Genomic DNA, 19,734 nt, shown 5'->3' with positions numbered 1-19,734 from the left:
AAACCAAAGGCGATCGTGGCAGCGGAAGAGACTCAGGCTAAAGATGAAAAACCGCGTCAGGACAAATCCTACCCTCTACAGACCATTGAAAAGAAGTGGCAGGATAAATGGATAAGCAGACCAGCTGTATCGCTCCGCGGGATCGAGCGATAGCAAGCCCAAAAACATTACTCGCTGACCATGTCGTCTTTACTCCCAGTGGTGTCCCGCACATCGGTCACCGTATGCGATGACCCTTGTCTGATGCGCGCGCGTTACATGCGCATGCGTGATATAACGTCCAGTTCCTCGATGGGATCTGATACTTTCGGTCTCGCCCGTTGGCAGAAAATGCAGGCGATCAAGGACGGCATTCATCCCATGAAGCGCACCTTCCAAAACATCGAGCGGATAAAGCAGTCAGATGCGTTTGATGGGCGGATGTCTGGACTGGGAACGTGAGGCGGTTTCCGGGCTTCTCCTGAATATTACTAGTGGACTGATGGGTTCTTTCATCCAGTTGTCGGCAGCCGGACTGGCCTATCGCAAATGTCGGCCGTGGACCGGTGCCCGAAGTGCAATACCACTTTGGCCCGTGAACAGGTCTGGGGTGATGACCGTCATTGCGAACGCCGGCACGCCCGTCATCAAGAAAATTTGGATCAGTGGTTCTTCAAAGCCACAAATATGCCGATGAGTTGTTGAAGTTCGACGGCATTGATTGGCCGCAAACGGTCAAGACTTTGCAAACAACTTGATCGGACCGCTCGAAGGCGCGGAAGTGTCCTTCCGTTTGGATTGGGAATCCGGTTGAAGGAAAACTCGGGGAATTCAGGAAAAAGGTAGGGCGCAGAAGACGGCCCCACACCCGAATCTTCAAGTGATGATCCCGGTCTTTACCACTGTCCTGATACGCGTTGTCAGGGCGCGACCTTCATGGTCTTCTCGCCCGAACATCCATTGGTCGATAAGATCACCGCGCCTGATAATAAAGCCGCAGTCACAGAATATAAAGCGCAGGCAGCGCGTCAAACAGAGATCCAACGCGCCGCAGTGAAGGGGGAAAAGACGGGCGTTCACGGGCGCGTATGCCATCAACCCTTGTTAATCAGGAACGCATTCCGATTTTGACCGCGGATTATGTCATGATGTCTTACGGCACAGGCGCAATTATGGCGGTGCTGGGCATGACGAGCGCGATTTTGTATTTGCCAGCATGAACTGCCCATCGTACTGGTCATCCAGCCCGGAGCGCAGCCCGGAAGCGAAAAGTGAAACCATGAAGCCGCTTATGTCGGTCCGCGTCATGATCAACTCAGGTGACTTCTTCAACGGCACACCAGTCAACACAGAAAAAAGGCCGCAAGAATCCATCCATCAGCGGGTCATTGACTGGCTCGAGACCGCAGGAATTGGGAAAGAGTTTCACTCAACTACGTTATCGCGATTGGTGATCAGCCGTCAGCGTTATTGGGGCGCGCCGATCCCGATGGTCAATTCTCAGAAATTCACGGCTGGAACCCCGTGCCCGATGACCAACCCCCGGGAACTGCCTGAGGATGTGGAGTGGCGACCGACCGGTGAAAGCCCGTTGAAGCCGCACCCGACCTGGAAGAACACCACCCGCCCGGTCTTGGGTAACGGTCCCGCCACACGCGAGACCGATACGATGGACACCCCCATGTGCCCGTCGTGGTATCACTTGCGTTATCTGTCACCCAAATTTGATCAGGGTCCGTTTGACCTGCCGAATACGAGTACTGGATGCCCGTTGATTCGTCATACGGGCGGTATTGAACACGCCACCATGCATTTGCTCTACACACGCTTCTTCCACAAGGCGCCGCGTGACGCGGGCATTGTCAAAGGCGATGAGCCGATGATGCACTTGCGTAATCAAGGCATGGTGCTGGGCGAAGACGGCGATAAGATGTCGAAGAGTAAGGGCAACGTGACACGCCGGATGTTTTGGTGAATAAATACGGCGCAGACAGTGTGCGCGCTTATATCATGTTCTTTGCACGTTGGGAAATGGGCGCGCCCTGGGACTCATAAGGTATTGAAGGCGCTGTGTTGGGCGCCGTGTGGACTTTATTCACCGATCCGACTCAACTGACAACTGCCTCTGCTGAGGTGACGGGGAATCTGCGCCGCAAGGTTCACCAGACTTTGCGCAAGGTGACGACTTGACTTGATAATTTTAAATCAATACGATCATTTCCTCGTGATGGAATTGATGAACGAAATGTACAAGGCGCGTGAAGCCGGCGCAGTCGGCTCGCAGGATTGGAACGAAGCGGTCGAAATCTATTTGAAGATGATGGCTCCCATCACGCCGCACATCGCCGAGGAATTGTAGGTCACAGTTGGGCAAGCTGTATTCGATCCATACCCAACTCCTGGCCGACCGTGGATGAAGGTGCCACAAAAGAAGATCCCATCGGACTGCCCGTTCAGATCAACCGGGTAAGGTGCGTGATAGAGTCATTGTCCCAGCCGAAGCCACCGAAGACGAGATCAACCCGTCGGCGCTGGCGAGTGAGACCGTGCAGAAGTTTTTGGAAGGTAGGTAGAACCGAAAGCAGATCGTATCAATACCGGAAGTTGGTCGGGGTATTGTGGAGTGGGTTAAGGAAATTAGGAAGTAGAGATTAAGGCTCGCTGTGAGTCGCGAGACTTTCGTGCCCGGAGTTCACAGTCTGCGCAGAGAATTTCCGGTCGATTTGAGTCCGAAGCTGTCACTTCTTTTTGGGCAGCAACCAAATCTTTCGAGGTTCTGATTTCACCCGTTTGCTTAAACTTACATCTGGGAATGTTCGGCAGCCATGCGTCGTAGTGGATGTTTACACAGCCAGCGGTAATCACCGGTGTAGGTGGACACGGCGCAGACCGAGTTTGGCTTGCGTGGAATCAACTTCGTTTCCAGGAAACTACGCAGGGCAAGGATGAGCGTTCCGGGTTCGCTGAGCATTTTTCCGGGGAGTCGCGCCATCGATCTTTTTGCTTGAGTTCATCTGGGAGTTGACTGAGGGACGGCATTTGCGTAATCCAAATGACGGTCAATGTCCAGCGCGTTTTGGTTTTGTCTCGACCAAAGAAGAGGTCAATAGCGGGGCCGGCGACAGGAGCGACCGGGGCGAGGATTTTCAACACTGTGTTTGGATATGGCGCAACTTGTTTGACCCATTCATACGGTTGATCGATGGTGTAAACGCTTTGCCTGATCTTGATGACAGGGTGTTGACATCCTTCCGCTTCCGGCACCAAATTGCACTTCCATTGGACGGAAAAGATTTGCTTCGGCGAAAGACCGCCTCACGCGAGCGGAGAGTAAACAGGCGCGGACCGTCTTTGGCCTCGTCGGCGATGGCGCGCATGGTTGCTATGTAAGTAATTGGCGATGCGACTGTCCATGCCTGTGAGTTGTTCTTTGATTTCCCGCAGTTGGTAATGCCCTATCGGCGTTCTTCAAAGCCCATCAACAATTGAAATTGACATATTACCGAAAGCTTCTGACAGCGGACAGTCGCGTCGCCTTCGGCTAAAAACTCTTGCAACGCCTTCATGTAAATCGTCCCGCAAGGTCTTCCATCTTTTTTGCCGGGGCAGGGAATAGTAAAACGATAGCGGTCTGCCAGACCAGGCCAATTATCCTTGATGAGTTTTTCAAGAGTGTGCTGGAGGATTGTCATAAAGTATTGGGGCCAATCTCCCTGTGTATAAACATGAAATTCGCGCCCGCGTTGTTCCAGCATGGCTTGACCGTGTGTGCCGTGATCGAGGAACATGCCTTTTTGCCAATGTAGATGATGATTACCTTCCTCAACTGAATAATCATGCGTGCGGACGATCATCCACGGGACGAGACCGGGCGGGTCTTCTTCCATGGCGCAGATCATGGCGATGCGGCGTTGGTCTTGAGGCGTTTCTTTTTCTGGTAACCACGGCAGTTCGGGTCGTATCTGCGGCACATGTTGAGCCACTAAACTTGCTTTGCGCTCTTCGGGTAAACGATACGAGACGTCGTATTTTTCCATCAGGCGCAGGAAGAATGGATAAAGATCGGACGTGTAGCGTGGTTCGTCTTTGAATTGATGATCGTGCCAGACTTCATACAAATGTTTATCGGGCAGGATGCCTTCGCTTTCAGCCGTGGCGCGGTCTTCGAGCACGAAGCCAATGGCTTTGGCCAACCATTGTGGCTTCAGAACTACGTCGTCGCGCAGTTTTCATCCTCGCTATAGTGGACGATGTAGCTGAGGTCGTGCATATCTCGGCCAAGGTTGTCGTGTCGATCTCCTCAAGTTATGGCGCGGCACAGGTTTCTGCAAATGTTGCATAAAGAGATATGAGGTTCGTCACGGGCGATCAATTCATCCGGGCGGCTTTCCAGTTAAGATTGAATGGCATCCCCACATGTTCCAGTTTGGCGCTTCTGCGGCGATGACTTTTTCAATTCGGCGATGCCGACCATTTCACCTGTGGATTCATCGAGGAAGAGGCTATCCACTTCATGAAAGCCAACGATCATCTCGCCATATTGCTGTTTGAAAACGGGTTGGTCAATGCGCGCGATGTGTTCGCCTGATTTGCTGTGCGTGGAAACGATGATGACACGCGCTTCATCCCCCACTCGCAAGCGGATCATATTCAGCCAATCTTCCACCTGACATTGCTGAACGCCGCGGCGCGGCTCCCAGACCAGCAGGTAGAGCGAACGGCGGCTGAAGAAGAACTGGTGCGTGACGCGGTAGACATCCTGCCCGCCAAAGTCCCAGGCATTGAGTTGGATCTCGACGCCGTCTTTCTCTGAGGTGGGGCAGTTCAACCCGTGAATATCAATCTCCACGCCATGCGTCGTCGGTTCGCCTTCCCGCGGTCCATCGCCTTCCGTAGTCTGCGGTCCTTTGAGGGCTTTGAGCAGAGTGGTCTTGCCAACATTGCCTTCACCGACCAGCACGAGTTTGGCTTCGTAGAGCGGCTCGGCGTTTTCGAGACTGCGCAGGTAGGCTTTGACTTCGTCCAGACCAGCGTCGTATGCGCTTTGCAGCGCAGGATTGAGGGGATTGTCTTTGAGGTCGAGTTCTTTCAAATTCTCAAGATAAGCGAGGGAGGAAGATCGGTCAGTTGGCTTTTGCCATAATAGGTATTGTTTCAGATTAATCAAGTTCACCAATCCAATCAGGTAGAAGTTTGAATTTCTTCTCCATCAAAACTGAAATATATGAATTTTTGTAAGATTTCGATCCATTCAGGTATTTTCGCCAAGGGATTTTTTTCCAAAATGGAGCCAAACTGGAATCACATTTAAATTTTTAGATTACCCAACGTTTCATAGCCACGCTGGAAAGGTCGTTTCGTAAATGTTCAGCGTCTGCAACTGCGTGAGTTGTCCCAGCGAGTCTGGCAGTGTCGTCAGTTCGTTCGTCAGTTTGTTGTTGGAGAGATTCAGTTTTGTCAACTGCGTGAGTTGTCCCAGCGCGGGTGGCAATTCGGTTAACTTCATGTTGCTGAGGTTAAGTTCCGTTGCGCCCGATTGCAGGGCTTGTTGGATTTTTTGTTCGGCTAGTTGATATGCTTTGTCTTTTGGCATGGGAACCTCTTTGTCTTAACCGTGATTTTCCTGATTTGCTTGATGTCCATGATTAATGTTTTGGATTACAGGATTTCTAATCGTGGTCATCCTGTAATCCGTAAAATCATGGTTAAGATGTTTCTTTTCTACTTCGTAACGTGTTGCTTTTTCTCCAAATAGCGGGCGATTATTGGAGTCATTGGGTATATTTTACTCTCAATAGTTTGCAATAAGAAAACAAACTGTATGTAGCTGGTTTATAATTGAAAAATGACTGCGCAAATCCCTTTATCCACGGCTCCATTTTTTCAGGAATATAACTTTTCCATGCTAAAGGCAGATCAGCACAGTGTGTTGGTGATCGGGCGTATTCTGGCGTACGGGGATAGAAGCGAAGTCCGCTGGTTGTTTAAAACATATGGCAAAGAAAGACTTATCCATTGGGTGAAACAAGATGGCGCACGTTTACTATCCAGAAGAAGATACAACCTTTGGTGTGTGCTGTTTGACATTCCTCCTCAACCTATAAAGAAGAAAACTGCATGGGCATATTGAAATCACCACATTGGAACAGTTACCCCAGAAATCAAGTCTCTATTGGCCTTCATAGGTCAGCAGAATTTTCAAGTCGCTTTTATTTGGCAGGAGGCACAGCACTTGCTTTGCAAATGGGGCACCGCCTTTCCATTGATCTTGATTTTTTCTCGGAAAAAGATGAGGTTCACGACAGAACACGATACGAGATCATAAAAGCATTTGAAGGCAAAAATGGTCAGGTCATTGAAAATGTAGACGGCAACCTGCTCATGCTTGTTCAAAATATTCATGTTGGTTTTTTTAGTTATGGATACAAACTATTACAACCCGTTCAAACTATTGAGGATGTAGCCCTGGCTGCGCCATTGGATATTGGATTAATGAAATTGGATGCGCTGATCGGGCGGGGAAGTCGAAAAGATTTCTATGACGTTTATGTGATTTCCCAACACATTCCACTTGTTGATTTGCTCGAAGCCGGCAGGAAGAAATATCCCCAACTACGTGATTTTGCCATCATGGCAATTGAAAGCATGGTACTTTTTGAAAATGGAGACCGGGATATTCAACCAGCCATGTTTATAGATTTATCATGGGACGAACTAAAAAAATACTTTATTGAACAAGCAAAAGCACTGGGGGATCAATGGTTTGATCAGCCATAAACGTATACGTCCGCGAGACAAAATTTTCTCGCGGACGTTTTGTATTAAGTTGTAAAGTCAATTTGAATTATTTGGGTGGAAATTGCTCTTTTTGCTTCTTCAATCTCCCCGCCCAAAGCGGATACGTCAGCAGCGCCAGCAGTAAACTTTCCACGCCGATGCCGATCGGTGACCATTCGTAACGGGTTTCACGCGCTTCAAAACATTTTTCAGTAATAACCGTCACAAACGGGTAGGGGAATCCGTGCAGGCGCATGTCGAAGGCGGAATGTCCCAGCCCGACGGGTGCTCCAAGGTATGGCGAGCACCACCCGCCTTCCCCGTTCGCTTCGTCTGTGATCGGCACGAATTGGATCAGCACGAACAGCAGCGTAAAGAAGATCGAAAACGCCTTTACAGCATACAAAATAAAACGGGAGGCTTTGGAAGGCGTATTCATAAAACACATTTTACCCGCAATCACATGACACATAATAAAACACGTCCGCGAAACTAAACTCGCGGACGTGTTTTATTAATTTAACTCAAGTTGTTACCATGCCAAGAAATCCAAGACCTTTGCCACGGATTTCGCGGAGTTTTAATGGCTTTTTCTCTGTGTCCTCTGCGTCTCTGCGGTAGAATTTTTATGGGTGGCAACTTGCGTTAATTTATCACCTCAACTTTACTGCACAATCCACCTTGTTATCGTAGAACATAATGGTGTGATCTGAACCATCACCGAGATTAAATTGGCCGGTGAATTTCATTCCGCCCACCCAGGCCACGTAGGTGTACCAGCCGGCAAGGGATCTTGACCGTCATCGAATCGTTGACCGGATATTCATGGATGACGTTAATGCCGTCTCTGGTGGTGCCTTGCAATGAAACATAAATATCGGAACTGGTATTGGGCAATAATTTAACTTTCCCGACCGGGCTGCCATACGGAACCTTGCCATACGAAAGCGGAACCGGCTCGGCGGTGGCAGTCACCGGATAGTAGGGATAAGTCCCGCCGGATGTGGGGATATAAATGACCTGCCCTACATACAGCAAATTGATATTTTGAATATACGGGTTGAGTGCCCACAACTCATTCACACTCACCCCATATCGAGCGGCGATCGCAGAAAACGTATCACCGACCTGCACCGTGTAAGTACCGCCATAACTGACGGGCGAATTATAGTAATTGTATGTGTTGTAATAATTATTAACCACCGCCGGCACGGGCGTGGCAGGTACTGGTGTGGCGGGTACTGGTGTGACGGGCACAGGCGTAACCGAAGTTCCATAATTGCTTCCGGGCACGGTCAACACCTGGCCTATAGAAACTGTCGTGCTGATGCCGGGGTTGGCGGCCATGATCGCAGCGACAGTCGTGCCGCAGGTCGCGGCGATCGACTCGAGGGTCTCGCCCTGTCCCACCGTGTACGCCCCGCCGCAGACTCCGCCAGCCTGCACAACGAGCGGAGCCGACAACAGGGAAAGAGCAAACAGAAACAAGACAGAGACTTGAACAAAAGTTTTATGTGACATGGTTCTTCTCCTTAACACTAGTAACATGATAAGACAAAAAGAAATGAATGGCAATCATCAATCAGTACTGGATGTAAACCACGCATCCCATCCAACCTGACGCCTGCCCGGAAAAACAAAGGAGCTTTTCCCCGGCTGACAGTTTTCAGTCTACGCGGCTGCGTTCGATCTCCACGCCCACCGATCTGGCGAAGCGCACCGCCCCCGGCTTCTCCACGCGGACAATTGTTTTCGTCACGCCGTTTTCCAGCAAACAAATTTCTGCAAGGTCATTGGCCAGCGCCTCCACAGTTAATCTCGCGGCGGTCTCGGCATGAGACTGAATTTTCTTCGCCAGCGCGCTGTAATCCACACAGTAGGCAATGTCATCGGTCTGCGCGGCGCGGGTGATGTCACTGAAAACAGTTACGTTGATCAGAATATCCTGCGGCGTGACTCGCTCCCAATCTCGAATTCCAATAATGCCGCGCACAAGCAGGTCTTTGATAAAAGTTTTATCCATGCAGGCTCCTGTAAATTTTTCGGGTTCGCAAAAATAGACCGGGAAACTCCGTCAGCGCTGAAAAGGATTGAGGGCAGCGCCCAGGCTTGAGGTCCGCTTGATGCGGGGCCTTCATCCGATCCCCAAAATTGTATCATCGCGGAAGACTGCAAATTAATGTCGGTGTTTTAGGTATAAACGTCAGTGGTAAATCAACAATAATTATGTCACAATAAGTTGTATTCCCAAATTGAAAGGATTTGAGATGTATATTTCGTTCGGAGGTTTTCATGCGCAGGCCAAATCAGAACAATCCCTTAGGGAAGAGGGCGCCCCATCAACAATTATGGGAAAGCGAACATCAGGTCAGGCAAATGATCGAAGCACTGCCCGTGGCAATTGTTGTCTCTTCGGGGGCTGACGAGCGCGTTGAATCGATTAATAACAGATTTACCGAGCTATTCGGCTACACCACAGAAGACATACCGAATGTGGCAAGTTGGTGGCCGCTGGCCTATCCCGATGAAACATATAGGGAGGAGATCAAAGCGCGCTGGAGTGCAAAGGTCGAAAGATCCCATGGCCGGGTTGAAGCCATGGAGGCAAGCGTTGTCTGCAAGGACGGCGCGCGCCGTTATGTTGAGTTCCGTCTTTCATCCATCGGCAAAAAACACCTGATCACCTTTATAGATCTGACCGAGCGCAAGCAGGTCGAAGAGACATTACACGAACGCGAGAGACATTCACAGTCATTGCTTCAACTCTCCAGAAATCTTGAACGCGCGCAGACCTACGGCGAAGTGCTGCAAGCTGCACGCGAAGAAGTGCAGGACATTATTGGGTATCAAAATCTATGGGTTTATCTGTTGACCGAAGACAGGCAACATTTCAAGGCGCTGCTTGCCAGCGGAGCTCAGGAAAAAGCAGTGATTGATAACGAAGAGGTGGCATTGCTTACCATCAAAGGGGATCGGATGCTCGAAGAGATCGCGGCGGTCAGAGAGATCATTGTGGTCGAAGATGCGCGGACAGATGAACGCACCGATAAAAAGATCGTGGAGAAATTGGGGAGCCGTACCATTGTTAATATCCCCATCATTTTGCTGGGCAGACATTTGGGAACGATCGGTACCGGGAGTTTTGGTGATGAGGGCGTGCGTCCGCCAACGGCCATGGAGAGCGACTATCTCAAAGCGCTGGCAAGTCACCTGGCGGCTGCGCTGGATCGTCTGCGGCTGTTTACTGAGCGTAAACAGGCCGGGCAGGCGCTGCGTGAAAGCGAGGAAAATTCCGCGCTGTGATCGAACAATCAGCGGAAGGAATCATACTGGTTGATGAACAGGGCGGCGTGATCGAGTGGAATCAATCCTATGAGAAAATGACCGGCCTCGCGCGCAAAGATGTGATCGGGAAACCGTTCTGGGATATTGTGTCGGAACTCACGGCCGCTGAGCGGAAAACACCTCAACGCCGTGAATATCTTAAATCAGCCATTCTTGAGGCTTTAAAGACCGGCGAGTCTCCCATGTTTACGCAGCCGATGGAAGTGGAGATCAACGCTCAACAGAACAGGGAAAAGCATTATCTTCAGCAGACCGTTTTCCCGGTCAAAACAGAGGCGGGCTTTTGCATCGCATCTCTGACACATGATGTTACTGAAAAAAAACTTTGGGAAGAGGCGCTGCAAAATAGCGAAGAGAAATACCGGACTCTCTATCAAGAATCCTTTGACGGGCTTTTCATCACATCTCCTGCGGGGAAGATCCTCGATATGAATCGAAAAGGGGTTGAGATGTTCGGTTATGACTCAATGGAAGAGATGCAGTCTCTTAATCTCGCAACAGATGTTTACGCCCGCCCGGAAGACCGGCAGCGCATACTCAAATTAGTCAACAGTGGAAACAGTGCGGAATATGAGGTGGAGGTCAAAAGAAAGAACAGTGAGACCATGATCACCCATTGTTCTCTGACAGCCGTCAAGGATGAAACGGGCACGATCTCATCCTATCGGGGCATCATCCGCGACATCACTGAAAAAAAACGCGCCGAGGAAGAACGCCGGGCTTATCTGCGCTTCCTGAAAAACATGGACCACGTCAACCGCGCCATTCAGGCAACAAATGATTTTCAGCAAATGATGAGCGATGTTCTGGATATCCTGCTTTCGATCTTTGACTGCGACCGTGCCTGGCTGGTCTATCCATGTGACCCGGATGCCGAGACATGGCAGGTGCCCATGGAACGCACCCGGCCTGAATATCCCGGTGTGCTTCCGCTGGGCATCGAACTTCCAATGGAACCGGCCGGTGCCAATGTATACCGCATCTTAAGAAACACAGATGGACCGGTAAAATTTGGAGCGGGCGAGGAACACCCGGTTCCACTGGAAATGGAAAAAGGATTCAACGTTCAATCTATAATTACCATGGCTTTTTATCCAAAGATCGGCAAGCCCTGGTCGTTTGGCTTACATCAATGTTCCCGTCCACGCATCTGGAATCAGGAGGAGGAAAGACTCTTTCAGGAGATCAGCAGGCGGCTGAGTGATGCACTCACCAGTCTGCTGGCCTATCGTGATCTGCAGGAAAGCGAAGAGCGCTATCGTCGTCTCGTGGAACTCTCCCCTGATGCGATCGGTATTCACAGCCAGGGATTGGTCGTCTTCACCAACCCGGCCAATGTGCAACTGATGGGCGCAAAAAGTGAAGCGGAAATACTCGGCAGACCCACTCAGGATTTCATACATCCAGATTCACGTCTGCTCGCTCAAAAGCGCATCCACGATATGCTGACAAACAATATGCCGGTCCCGTTTGTAGAGGAAAAATTTCTCAGGCTGGATGGCACATCTGTTGATGTGGAGGTGGCGGCTGTCCCGTTTCAATACCAGGGACGACAGTCCATTCAGATCATTGCACGGGATATTACAGAACGCAAAAAATATGAACGCGAACAGAAAGCCATCCTCACAGTTAGTGCAGCTTTGCGTCAGGCAGTTACCAGAGCTGAAATTCTAAATGTGATCCTCGATCAATTGATTGAACTCTTCAAAGCAGATGGAGTCATGCTGGTGCTGCCCAATCCGCAGACCGGCGGCTTCATTGACGAAATGGGACGCGGCAGTGTCGCCGAAAGAATGGCCGGCCTGCACATTCCGCCGGGGCAGGGCGTGTGCAACTGGGTGATCACAAATAAAAAGCCCTACTTAAACAACCGCGCAGAAAGCGACGCACTCTTTTACCGCCCTGACCTGCTCGGTGAGTCTCACTGCCTGGCATCTGTCCCCCTGGTGGCACAGGAACGTGCCATCGGCGCATTATGGATCGCGCGCCAGATCGATCTTACAGATCAGGACCTGCGTCTGCTGGCCGCAATTGCCGATATCGCCGCCAATGCGATCCACCGCATCATCCTCCATGAACAAACCGAGATGCAGCTGCATCATCTGATCGCCTTACATCAGATCGATCTTGCCATCAGCAGCAACTTTGACTCAAACGTCACACTGAATGTGATCCTCAACAACGTAAAGAACGAACTTGAAATGGATGCGGCCAGCATTCTCTTATTAGATCCCATCACGCACACGCTGGATTACGCCGCCGGAATCGGATTCAAAACCCGCAACATTGAACACTCACACGTCAAAATTGGGGAAGGATGCGCAGGAACAGCCGCCCTGGAATATAGAACCGTATCCTGCCCCAACCTGAAACTGGCACCTGGTATTTTCAGCCGCTCCTCGCTGTTGGCTGATGAAACATTTACCGCACACTATGCCACCCCGCTGGTGGTCAAGGGACAAATTAAAGGCGTGCTTGAACTTTTCCATCGAAACACAGTTGACCCCGACCCCGAATGGATCAACTATTTTGAAACCCTCGCCACGCAAGCCGCCATCGCAATCGAAAGCGCATCCCTGCTTGAAAATTTACAGCGTTCCAATGCCGAACTCAAACTCGCCTACGACGCCACCATCGAAGGCTGGTCACGCGCACTCGACCTGCGCGACCGGGAAACAGAAGGTCACACGCAGCGCGTCACAAAAATGGCTTTGGAATTGGCCGAAAAAATGGGAATGGAAGATACGGAAAAACAGAACCTCTGGCGCGGCTCGCTGCTCCATGATATCGGCAAAATGGGAGTCCCTGATTCGATCCTGCTCAAAAACAGTCCGCTTACACAAAGCGAATGGGAGATCATGCGAATGCACCCCACATACGCGCACCAAATGCTTTCTCCAATTTCATATTTAAAAAATGCGCTGGAGATATCCTACTGTCATCATGAAAAATGGGACGGCAGCGGCTATCCGCGCGGACTCAAAGGTGAAGATATCCCGCTTTCCGCCCGCTTATTCAGCGTAGTGGATGTCTTCGACGCACTCACATCCGACCGTCCCTACCGCGCTGCGTGGCCGCAAGAGGAAGTTTATCGTTACATTCAGGAGCAGGCTGGTCAACATTTTGATCCACAGGTTGCAAAGATATTCCTCGAAGCCCGGGGATACAAACTGCAATAACATACACTGTTTAACAAAACAACGCCCCTCATGTAATGAGGGGCGTTGTTTTGTTAAGTTACACCATTCTTGGCAGTGAAAAACTTAATAACAATCCGTCTTCGGTTTCCCGCGGTTCGTCCATTTGACCGCCGTGTAATTTGATCAATGCCGAGCAGATGAAGTTATACATTGCCGAGTCCATCTCGGATTTATCACGCGATTTCTTCCCTGCGCTCTGAATGCTGATCTTGAACTCTTGCTCGTCATCTTTGGCAGAAAGAGACAAAGCTCCTTCCGTCACACGGATCGCAGCATAGGTCAATAAATTGGAGACCGCCTGACTCATGCGGGTTTCATCCACGCTGGCATTCGGCATATCAATCATAATATTGGGCGTTAGAGACAGTCCGGGATTCTTTGTCTCCCATTGACTGGCAACATCTTTAAGTAGATCGGCCAGATTATATGATTTGCGAAAAAGAACAATATCCCCGTTATTCAAGTGTGCCATTTCCACCAGATTGGTAAGCAGAGTCAGCATCCGCTGACTTCCGTTGAAAGCGGTGGTCAAGTCCGTTTTTTGCATCTCATTAATCGGCCCATCCATGCCTTTGATAACGATCTTGGTAAAACCAATAATGGCATTGAGCGGCGTCTTTAAATCATGAGAAGCCCAGGATAAAAACTCATCAAGATCGAAATGCCCCGCTGCCTGATGATTCCAAATCAGAGATTCAATGGCAGTTGTGTCTCCGGCCAGAGCGCTGGCTTGCTCTTCATTTAATTTATGGATCTGATACAAGCGAATTGCCAGCTGCGTTTTGACTTCCTCAGGGGTTATCTTTGCCGCCTGCAATAATTCAGTTGGAATCTCAATAATGGTTTTTTCCATAAAGTTCAAGCCTTGTAAAAGAGATGAATAATTTCACGAGAGTATAGCATAGCCGGATGGCAATAAGGATATTTTCGATATCCGCTGGAAATGACAAGCTTATTTTTACTACATCGGCAGGCATTTATTAACGATCATACAATTCAACCTTGAACGCAGTAAGCGAACGATTAATATCCGTTATAAAAGCCAGCAATGACCCGATCAACGAAAGCAGACAGGTCACAAACAGGGCGCTGATCAGCCAGGCATCCTCTAGTTTGAACAAAGCCGTAATAAACAGGGCGATGATCAAACAAGCTGCGCTCAACAAACTCGTGGACGCCATCAAAATGGATAAGCGGATCAAACGCGCCTGCACCCACAGGATATCGATCTGGGCAAGGACACGCTTCTGGACACGGCCCGAAACTGTTTCAGACACAGCAAGCAGAGTCCTGGCCCGCTCAATCACCCGTGACAGACGATTGGTCATACTCAATAAAAGCAAGCCAACGCCTGAGATCAAGATCACAGGTCCAATGGAAATTTGTAATACGGGAATTAATTCTTGAATGGAAGTCATTGTATATCTCCTCGATAAATTAAATACAAGCTGCTCTTTGTATCATTAATACGATACAAAGAGCAGGAACATTAATCACTACAACAGGTTACATTCCTTCGTAAGTGTGAGTTCCTAGGACGTTTTTGTAAAATCACGGACCTGGAGATTTCGTCCACTGACCCATGCGCCCACCATCGTGGCAATACACGAAAGCAAAAAACTTAAAAGAACCCCGGTTTCAAATCCACCCTGCGTTAAGACATCAAGGATCAGCACGTGAAAAGTTGCCACACTTGCGCGAAAAGAAGCGGGAATGAAAATTCCCAGCACACCGCCAAACACCGCGCCAAATAACATTCCCGTATACGCGCCGGTGCTCACCCCGCCCGTCCGCCCGGCAATACGCACAGTGAGAGCCCCGGTTAAGGCGCCGGTCAACATGCCCAGCAAACCTCCGGCAATAGCGCCAAACCGAACGCCAACCCAGGTGACACTCAAAGCGCCGGTCGCAGCTCCCAGTGCAACACCGAACCCCATCCCAAGCAAGGCGCCAAAAATAGTACTCTTCAAATATAGCTCTTTATTTTCCAACATCGTTTCTCTTTTCTTGTAGGATATAAGTTGACTGTATTTTACTGTTAATTTTAAGATCGGTACTTGTGCGTTCCAATGTACAGGAGGAAATGATTTGTTTATGAGCGTACATATTTCATGCGCTTTTTGAGCAGTTGATGCAGACTGGCATGTACGGACGTGATTGAATGGCAAAAGAATCGGATATAATTTATTCCTATATTGTTATTGTTTAAATAACCAATATCTTAAGGAGCATATCATGGCTGAACCAAATTATTTCCAATGGCAGAATGAAGTGTTATGCAGGCACCATTTATCCCATGCGCGAACCGAAATTGCGTGACTTTCTCCTGTATTACATGGAGATCGATATTTGGAAGCAATACAAGGATAAGGATATTGCATCGCTCAAAACAGAAGTGGATGCCTACACCAAGGCTCAGGAACTGGCGGCGATTGGCGCGTATAAATCCTATTCCTCTCTGCGCGGATATTTTTCAACAAAAGATGTGCGCGAAATTATCTAAAGTTCAAGCCCGTGGACGAGGCCGAACTGACCGAGATCAATAACTTCCATGCTCTGTTCATTCAAAGCTGGCCCAAGGATATTCGCGGGGAAAAAAGTTTTGTGGAAGGCCAGATCCAATATTGGGTAAATCATCGCAACATGCACCGTGACTGGGTTAAATCCAGAAAGCGCCGCCTTGAAGTGATGGCTCCCGAACATCCCAAACGAACCATTGAGACAGAAGAATTAAGCAAAAGGAAAGTTCCACGCTGGCGATGGCCGAACGGGAACTCGATCAATTGCGCGCATTCCTCGCGACTTATGACAAGATCGAACAGCGTAAACTCGCCTGGTATAAACTGTCTAAAAACGACCCAAACTTCGAGCCGTCTGAAGCGGAGTTTCTTGTCGAATACAAACCGGATCAACCCGTTACAGTTAAAGATATTGCCATGTGGAAAGCCGAAGAGTACAAGGCTTCACTGGAAAATAAGAAACAACCTGAGTTGATGGAGGAAATCCATCAGCGTTTTAAGAAGGAACCACAACGATACCCATATTGGCTGCAATATATGGTTGTCCATTTTTCAGGAATGCGCTACGCCAGCGCGCATGGTTCATGGGCTGACCCCAAAGATTTGATCATTCGACTCGGCGCAGCAGACCTGCAAAAGAAGATCAAAGCATTGGATGACGCCGCTGTCGACGCACTCTGCAAGGAAAAGATCGCAGCTTACGAAGCCGGTACAGGGTCCAACATCCCCAAGCTGGCCAGTGCCCCTGAGAAAGAGTGGAAGGACAAAGCCGCCCTGCACATGCTCAGCGTGAAAGCCAATGGACCGAAGACCCGCCGTGCCGGCATTTCTGCATTGCTAATGGAAGAAGCCAATTACGACGTCCGCTCGCTGACCACCGAAGAAGCGCTGACGAAGATCGAAGCCATGAAGGATACTTTTCCCAAGTGGGCATGGAAGGAGATCATTAAGCTCACACCGTTACGTATCAAATATGTCACTGACCCCAATTGGGAAAAACTCACCGTTGAAGAGGAAGCCGCACGTAACTCACAAGAGGCGAGTGACATTCGCACAGTAATGGATGCGTGGGAAAACTACGACACCTCCGCCTGGCGCGATGAGCATGGACGCACGCACGAGTTGATCGTCAGCCGCGCGGTCTGCAACGAAACCGCGGAACACTGCCAGCACATTCGCGGACATTTGCCTCCCGGCGGATTAACTCCCAAACCGAAGGGGTATTTCAACAACGAAACCGAAAACAAACTGACCGGAGAACCACGTCCGTTTTATACCAAGCCTGTTTCAGAAAAAGAGGACGTCCCCGGTGCGAGCATCCTCTGGCTGCGTTTTGTAGATAAGGAACCGGAATGCCTGGCAGATCGCCACAGCCGTAAAGACAAAATCTGGCATGGGTTTACTTCCAGATACATTTTCAAATCCAAATGCATCGCCTGTACAGAAAAAAGGCAAGGAACCTGTCTCGGCAACAACTCCGTGGGTTTATCAGCGGGGAGATACTGTTACCCGTACCCGCATATTTGAAAAACCGGACACCAAGGAAAAAGTTCAACAAAAGCAATGGCTGCGCTGGATCCATGAAGCCACTGTTGCCGAAGTCGCTGAAACCGTTGACGGGATGACGGTCATCACCTACGAAACCGCTCTACCCGATGGTGACAAAGGCACATCCGCTGTGGGTATTTTCAAAATGCCCCTGCACTGGCATCTCTCCGACGGTCCCGAAGATACATACAACCGCTCGTTTGTAGGCTTCGTTCCTGAAGGCGAAGTTCCCATGGAACACTTAAAGACCATGCTTGACTGGAACAGAATCCTTTTGAAGTAAATTTGCAGGTCACGCGAGAGCGTGGCCTGTTTTTATAATTTTGCAAAAGTAAAATAGCGTTATAAAAGACCTTATCCACGAAATCACGCTAATTTGCACGAATTTAAAAAAATCGTATCTCTTAGTGAAGATTAGCAGAAGAAAATAGACTTGTGCAAGAAGCCTAATGGAAAATCTGGAAAAAGTACTTGGACAAACCATTCTTTTCCTTGGAAGCTCTGAAGATTCACTTTGGAGTTCCCTGCCGGTTGAAGAAATAATTAAACAGCTCAAAGATGAACTTGATAAGGTAAAAAATTTCCGAAAGGTTGATGAGAAAAGACTCGGCTATTTATTTGCCCCAACAGGCTGTATTCAAGAAATTTCCATCGAAAACGGTTGGGGCAATGAATTTCTTGAACTGTCAAATGCCATGAATCAGTTCGTCTAAATTCACTTTTCACTGCAACTTTTTCACACCCAAACCTGTATTAAACTTTAGCCATGATTATGCCCACAGACCGCGACCTGATTCTACAAGCCCGTCGCGGTGACGCCAACGGGCGCGGGGCATTTGGCAACTTGTCACGCGCTACCAGACCAGTATCTTTAATGTCTGTTATCGCATTCTACGAGCGCGGCGAAGCCGGAGACTGGCTCAGGAATCTTTTAGCGCGCGCCTGACCGCATCCACCTTTGATATTGAACGCGAGTTCGGCCCGTGGATTCGGCGGGTGGCCGCCAACCTGTGTTTAAATCATCTTGAGTCTCAAAAGTGACCACCGAACTCGACGATGAACGGGACGCTGATCCTGCCCAATTGCCTGAAGCAGTTCACGAGGTCCGCGAGAGAAGCGAGCAGATTCGGCAGGCACTCGCATCATTGCCGGTGCATTATCGGGCAGTCGTCGAACTGCGGCATTATCAGGAACTATCCTACGAAGAAATTGCAGCAGAATTAAAATCCCATTGAGCGATGTGAAGAGTCATCTCTTCCGCGCCCGCAAAATTTTAGCGGAGAAACTCCATGCATCTAACTGAAGATCAACTCAACGAATATCTTGACGAAGCTACTCACGAACGCGCAGATCGAATCGCATCTGGATTCATGCGACGAATGCGCGGCGAGATTATCCACGCTTCAAAATTTATTTGCCGAATTGGATTCACTGCCCGAACAAGAGTTGACCCGCGACCTCGCCGCGCCGTTCATGCGGACCTCAAGCCTGCCAGCCCAACTACCAAAATTCCTCACGCTGACAGTCATCCTGCAATCCGCATTCGCGTTGACCGCCATCATCCTCGCCGCGCCGTTCGTGATTCAAGTGTTGGCTTTTGGATTATCAAACTTCAGTAATGTCTGGTTCAATTACAAATCAATGGACAGCCTCACTCAATATCCTCTCGCAGTTTCAAAATGCCCACCCTGCCTGCCATCCCGTTTGAACTCCAGTTTGTATCTGATGTCTGCGCTGGTTGTGGCATCCATGCTCTGGCTGGTGGGAATGGGTTGTTGTTACGAAATCAAATTTAAATAAACCACACCCTGAGCGGAGCGACGAATCCTTTGAGGAACGCAGTCGAAGCGCGTTGGAGTACGCTCACATCATTAGGAGAAACCAATGACCGACATCTTTCGAATATTTTTCATCATCATCGCACTCACCATTACCCTCGCCGCGTATTTTCTCGTGATCGGCGCACTCTTCACCAGCCGTGACGAAAATCGCAAACATCATCAACCAGACCTCCGGCCGTGCCTTTGGCTTGGGCATGGTGAATTTCTCTTCTTCGGCTTGATCGCTTTTGTGTTGCTCTCGGTTGCTAAAAATGCAGGCGCATTTGTCAAAGGCATATTGACCATTCCCCGCGTTGGTGATTTTGGGCTTCTCACTGTACTGCTAAGTTTGGTTTAATAGGCATGGTAAATGTTTTTGCTGAAAGAATCTTCCCCGATTTAACTCTTTGGAAGCGAAATATCTGGAGCGCCGTAATTTTATGTTTTGCCTGCGCCCTGCCATTCGTGGGCTGGTTCCTCTTATTGCCTTATCTTGGCTTCGTCAGCATCGGCGCCGCTATTTTAGGATTCTTTCAACGTAATTCA

The 19,734-nt window shown here is 49.4% G+C and carries 31 protein-coding genes; 20 read left to right on the top strand and 11 right to left on the bottom strand.

All coding sequences use genetic code 11. The annotated features are described in order from the left end of the window. Nucleotides 1-243: 243 nt before the first annotated feature. From IPL71_RS22970 to IPL71_RS22950, 5 genes are all read left to right on the top strand, one after another. Complete coding sequence (locus IPL71_RS22970; protein WP_345325682.1) at nt 244-441, top strand: hypothetical protein; 198 nt, start codon at nt 244-246, stop codon at nt 439-441. Nucleotides 442-915: 474 nt separating this feature from the next. Further along, nucleotides 916-1,110 carry a hypothetical protein gene (locus IPL71_RS22965; RefSeq protein WP_345325680.1) on the top strand — a complete coding sequence of 65 codons (195 nt, stop codon included), beginning with the start codon at nt 916-918 and terminating at the stop codon, nt 1,108-1,110. Beyond that, nucleotides 1,068-1,199 (top strand): hypothetical protein, encoded by a 132-nt coding sequence (locus tag IPL71_RS22960; RefSeq protein ID WP_345325684.1) that lies wholly within the window; start codon nt 1,068-1,070, stop codon nt 1,197-1,199. The genes IPL71_RS22965 and IPL71_RS22960 overlap by 43 nt, the downstream gene beginning before the upstream one ends. After that, a complete protein-coding gene (locus IPL71_RS22955; RefSeq protein ID WP_345325678.1) occupies nt 1,196-1,954 on the top strand; it encodes a hypothetical protein in 759 nt (252 codons plus the stop codon). The genes IPL71_RS22960 and IPL71_RS22955 overlap by 4 nt, the downstream gene beginning before the upstream one ends. Nucleotides 1,955-2,170: 216 nt before the next feature. Next, complete coding sequence (locus IPL71_RS22950; RefSeq protein WP_345325676.1) at nt 2,171-2,338, top strand: class I tRNA ligase family protein; 168 nt, start codon at nt 2,171-2,173, stop codon at nt 2,336-2,338. Between the two features lie 441 nt (nt 2,339-2,779). Here the strand turns inward: IPL71_RS22950 and IPL71_RS22945 are convergent, their stop codons facing one another. Next, nucleotides 2,780-2,971: a hypothetical protein gene (locus tag IPL71_RS22945; RefSeq protein ID WP_345325674.1), complete on the bottom strand. Its 192-nt coding sequence runs from the start codon at nt 2,969-2,971 to the stop codon at nt 2,780-2,782. A 182-nt stretch (nt 2,972-3,153) separates the two neighbouring features. Between IPL71_RS22945 and IPL71_RS22940 the strand changes: the two genes are divergently transcribed. Continuing rightward, the gene (locus IPL71_RS22940) at nt 3,154-3,369 is read left to right on the top strand and encodes a hypothetical protein (RefSeq protein ID WP_345325672.1); all 216 of its coding nucleotides are present in this window, start codon (nt 3,154-3,156) and stop codon (nt 3,367-3,369) included. Nucleotides 3,370-3,434: 65 nt separating this feature from the next. Here the strand turns inward: IPL71_RS22940 and IPL71_RS22935 are convergent, their stop codons facing one another. Further along, nucleotides 3,435-4,172: a COR domain-containing protein gene (locus tag IPL71_RS22935; protein WP_345325670.1), complete on the bottom strand. Its 738-nt coding sequence runs from the start codon at nt 4,170-4,172 to the stop codon at nt 3,435-3,437. 5 nt (nt 4,173-4,177) lie between these two features. On the opposite strand from IPL71_RS22935, the gene IPL71_RS22930 reads away from it, so the two are divergent. Continuing rightward, nucleotides 4,178-4,321 (top strand): hypothetical protein, encoded by a 144-nt coding sequence (locus IPL71_RS22930; RefSeq protein ID WP_345325668.1) that lies wholly within the window; start codon nt 4,178-4,180, stop codon nt 4,319-4,321. A 51-nt stretch (nt 4,322-4,372) separates the two neighbouring features. Here the strand turns inward: IPL71_RS22930 and IPL71_RS22925 are convergent, their stop codons facing one another. Then, complete coding sequence (locus IPL71_RS22925; RefSeq protein ID WP_345325666.1) at nt 4,373-5,146, bottom strand: ADP-ribosylation factor-like protein; 774 nt, start codon at nt 5,144-5,146, stop codon at nt 4,373-4,375. Nucleotides 5,147-5,311: 165 nt separating this feature from the next. Further along, complete coding sequence (locus IPL71_RS22920; RefSeq protein ID WP_345325664.1) at nt 5,312-5,572, bottom strand: leucine-rich repeat domain-containing protein; 261 nt, start codon at nt 5,570-5,572, stop codon at nt 5,312-5,314. 252 nt (nt 5,573-5,824) lie between these two features. On the opposite strand from IPL71_RS22920, the gene IPL71_RS22915 reads away from it, so the two are divergent. Continuing rightward, nucleotides 5,825-6,109 carry a DUF6922 domain-containing protein gene (locus tag IPL71_RS22915; RefSeq protein WP_345325662.1) on the top strand — a complete coding sequence of 95 codons (285 nt, stop codon included), beginning with the start codon at nt 5,825-5,827 and terminating at the stop codon, nt 6,107-6,109. Continuing rightward, the gene (locus IPL71_RS22910) at nt 6,097-6,756 is read left to right on the top strand and encodes a nucleotidyl transferase AbiEii/AbiGii toxin family protein (RefSeq protein ID WP_345325660.1); all 660 of its coding nucleotides are present in this window, start codon (nt 6,097-6,099) and stop codon (nt 6,754-6,756) included. Before IPL71_RS22915 ends, IPL71_RS22910 begins: the two co-directional genes overlap by 13 nt. Before the next feature lie 67 nt (nt 6,757-6,823). On the opposite strand, the gene IPL71_RS22905 is transcribed toward IPL71_RS22910, so the two are convergent. The 3 genes from IPL71_RS22905 to IPL71_RS22895 all read right to left on the bottom strand — a co-directional run bounded on the left by IPL71_RS22905 (nt 6,824) and on the right by IPL71_RS22895 (nt 8,779). Then, complete coding sequence (locus IPL71_RS22905; RefSeq protein ID WP_345325658.1) at nt 6,824-7,195, bottom strand: hypothetical protein; 372 nt, start codon at nt 7,193-7,195, stop codon at nt 6,824-6,826. Between the two features lie 287 nt (nt 7,196-7,482). Next, the gene (locus IPL71_RS22900; RefSeq protein ID WP_345325656.1) at nt 7,483-8,277 is read right to left on the bottom strand and encodes a LysM peptidoglycan-binding domain-containing protein; all 795 of its coding nucleotides are present in this window, start codon (nt 8,275-8,277) and stop codon (nt 7,483-7,485) included. Between the two features lie 145 nt (nt 8,278-8,422). Further along, the gene (locus IPL71_RS22895) at nt 8,423-8,779 is read right to left on the bottom strand and encodes a dihydroneopterin aldolase (RefSeq protein WP_345325655.1); all 357 of its coding nucleotides are present in this window, start codon (nt 8,777-8,779) and stop codon (nt 8,423-8,425) included. A gap of 269 nt (nt 8,780-9,048) precedes the next feature. On the opposite strand from IPL71_RS22895, the gene IPL71_RS22890 reads away from it, so the two are divergent. After that, the gene (locus IPL71_RS22890; protein WP_345325654.1) at nt 9,049-10,059 is read left to right on the top strand and encodes a PAS domain S-box protein; all 1,011 of its coding nucleotides are present in this window, start codon (nt 9,049-9,051) and stop codon (nt 10,057-10,059) included. After that, complete coding sequence (locus IPL71_RS22885; protein ID WP_345325653.1) at nt 10,056-13,280, top strand: PAS domain S-box protein; 3,225 nt, start codon at nt 10,056-10,058, stop codon at nt 13,278-13,280. Before IPL71_RS22890 ends, IPL71_RS22885 begins: the two co-directional genes overlap by 4 nt. Nucleotides 13,281-13,338: 58 nt before the next feature. Here IPL71_RS22885 and IPL71_RS22880 read toward each other — a convergent pair whose 3' ends face one another. From IPL71_RS22880 to IPL71_RS22870, 3 genes are all read right to left on the bottom strand, one after another. Next, entirely contained in the window at nt 13,339-14,154 is an 816-nt protein-coding gene (locus IPL71_RS22880) for a histidine kinase dimerization/phospho-acceptor domain-containing protein (protein ID WP_345325651.1), read from the bottom strand. A 127-nt stretch (nt 14,155-14,281) separates the two neighbouring features. Beyond that, the gene (locus IPL71_RS22875) at nt 14,282-14,719 is read right to left on the bottom strand and encodes a DUF2721 domain-containing protein (RefSeq protein ID WP_345325650.1); all 438 of its coding nucleotides are present in this window, start codon (nt 14,717-14,719) and stop codon (nt 14,282-14,284) included. A 114-nt stretch (nt 14,720-14,833) separates the two neighbouring features. Further along, nucleotides 14,834-15,295 carry a hypothetical protein gene (locus IPL71_RS22870; RefSeq protein ID WP_345325649.1) on the bottom strand — a complete coding sequence of 154 codons (462 nt, stop codon included), beginning with the start codon at nt 15,293-15,295 and terminating at the stop codon, nt 14,834-14,836. 302 nt (nt 15,296-15,597) lie between these two features. On the opposite strand from IPL71_RS22870, the gene IPL71_RS22865 reads away from it, so the two are divergent. After that, nucleotides 15,598-15,804, top strand: a complete 207-nt coding sequence (locus IPL71_RS22865; RefSeq protein ID WP_345325647.1) for a hypothetical protein — start codon at nt 15,598-15,600, stop codon at nt 15,802-15,804. Here the strand turns inward: IPL71_RS22865 and IPL71_RS22860 are convergent. Next, nucleotides 15,801-15,938 carry a hypothetical protein gene (locus IPL71_RS22860; protein ID WP_345325645.1) on the bottom strand — a complete coding sequence of 46 codons (138 nt, stop codon included), beginning with the start codon at nt 15,936-15,938 and terminating at the stop codon, nt 15,801-15,803. The two genes, IPL71_RS22865 and IPL71_RS22860, sit on opposite strands and share 4 nt — an antisense overlap. A 122-nt stretch (nt 15,939-16,060) precedes the next feature. Here IPL71_RS22860 and IPL71_RS22855 point away from each other — a divergent pair, with 122 nt between their 5' ends. The 8 genes from IPL71_RS22855 to IPL71_RS22825 form a co-directional block, all read left to right on the top strand. Then, complete coding sequence (locus IPL71_RS22855) at nt 16,061-17,347, top strand: hypothetical protein (RefSeq protein ID WP_345325643.1); 1,287 nt, start codon at nt 16,061-16,063, stop codon at nt 17,345-17,347. A gap of 470 nt (nt 17,348-17,817) precedes the next feature. After that, on the top strand, nt 17,818-18,081 hold the full coding sequence (locus IPL71_RS22850) for a hypothetical protein (RefSeq protein ID WP_345325641.1): 264 nt from the start codon (nt 17,818-17,820) through the stop codon (nt 18,079-18,081). A gap of 59 nt (nt 18,082-18,140) precedes the next feature. Then, nucleotides 18,141-18,314, top strand: coding sequence for a hypothetical protein (locus tag IPL71_RS22845; RefSeq protein ID WP_345325640.1), 174 nt, complete (start codon nt 18,141-18,143; stop codon nt 18,312-18,314). Next, nucleotides 18,236-18,409, top strand: coding sequence for a hypothetical protein (locus tag IPL71_RS26280; protein ID WP_514130849.1), 174 nt, complete (start codon nt 18,236-18,238; stop codon nt 18,407-18,409). The genes IPL71_RS22845 and IPL71_RS26280 overlap by 79 nt, the downstream gene beginning before the upstream one ends. Further along, entirely contained in the window at nt 18,406-18,603 is a 198-nt protein-coding gene (locus tag IPL71_RS22840; protein ID WP_345325638.1) for an RNA polymerase sigma factor, read from the top strand. The genes IPL71_RS26280 and IPL71_RS22840 overlap by 4 nt, the downstream gene beginning before the upstream one ends. Nucleotides 18,604-18,691: 88 nt before the next feature. After that, nucleotides 18,692-19,168, top strand: coding sequence for an anti-sigma factor family protein (locus IPL71_RS22835; RefSeq protein ID WP_345325636.1), 477 nt, complete (start codon nt 18,692-18,694; stop codon nt 19,166-19,168). Between the two features lie 84 nt (nt 19,169-19,252). Continuing rightward, a complete protein-coding gene (locus IPL71_RS22830; RefSeq protein ID WP_345325634.1) occupies nt 19,253-19,546 on the top strand; it encodes a hypothetical protein in 294 nt (97 codons plus the stop codon). 5 nt (nt 19,547-19,551) lie between these two features. Next, the coding region (locus IPL71_RS22825) for a hypothetical protein (RefSeq protein ID WP_345325632.1) at nt 19,552-19,734 on the top strand (183 nt) is incomplete at its 3' end.

The organism is Candidatus Villigracilis proximus (genome assembly GCF_016717045.1).
Lineage (GTDB): Bacteria > Chloroflexota > Anaerolineae > Anaerolineales > Villigracilaceae > Villigracilis > Villigracilis proximus.
The sequence above is the reverse complement of the archived record's forward strand: the minus strand, read 5'-3'. Positions and strand labels throughout refer to the sequence as shown.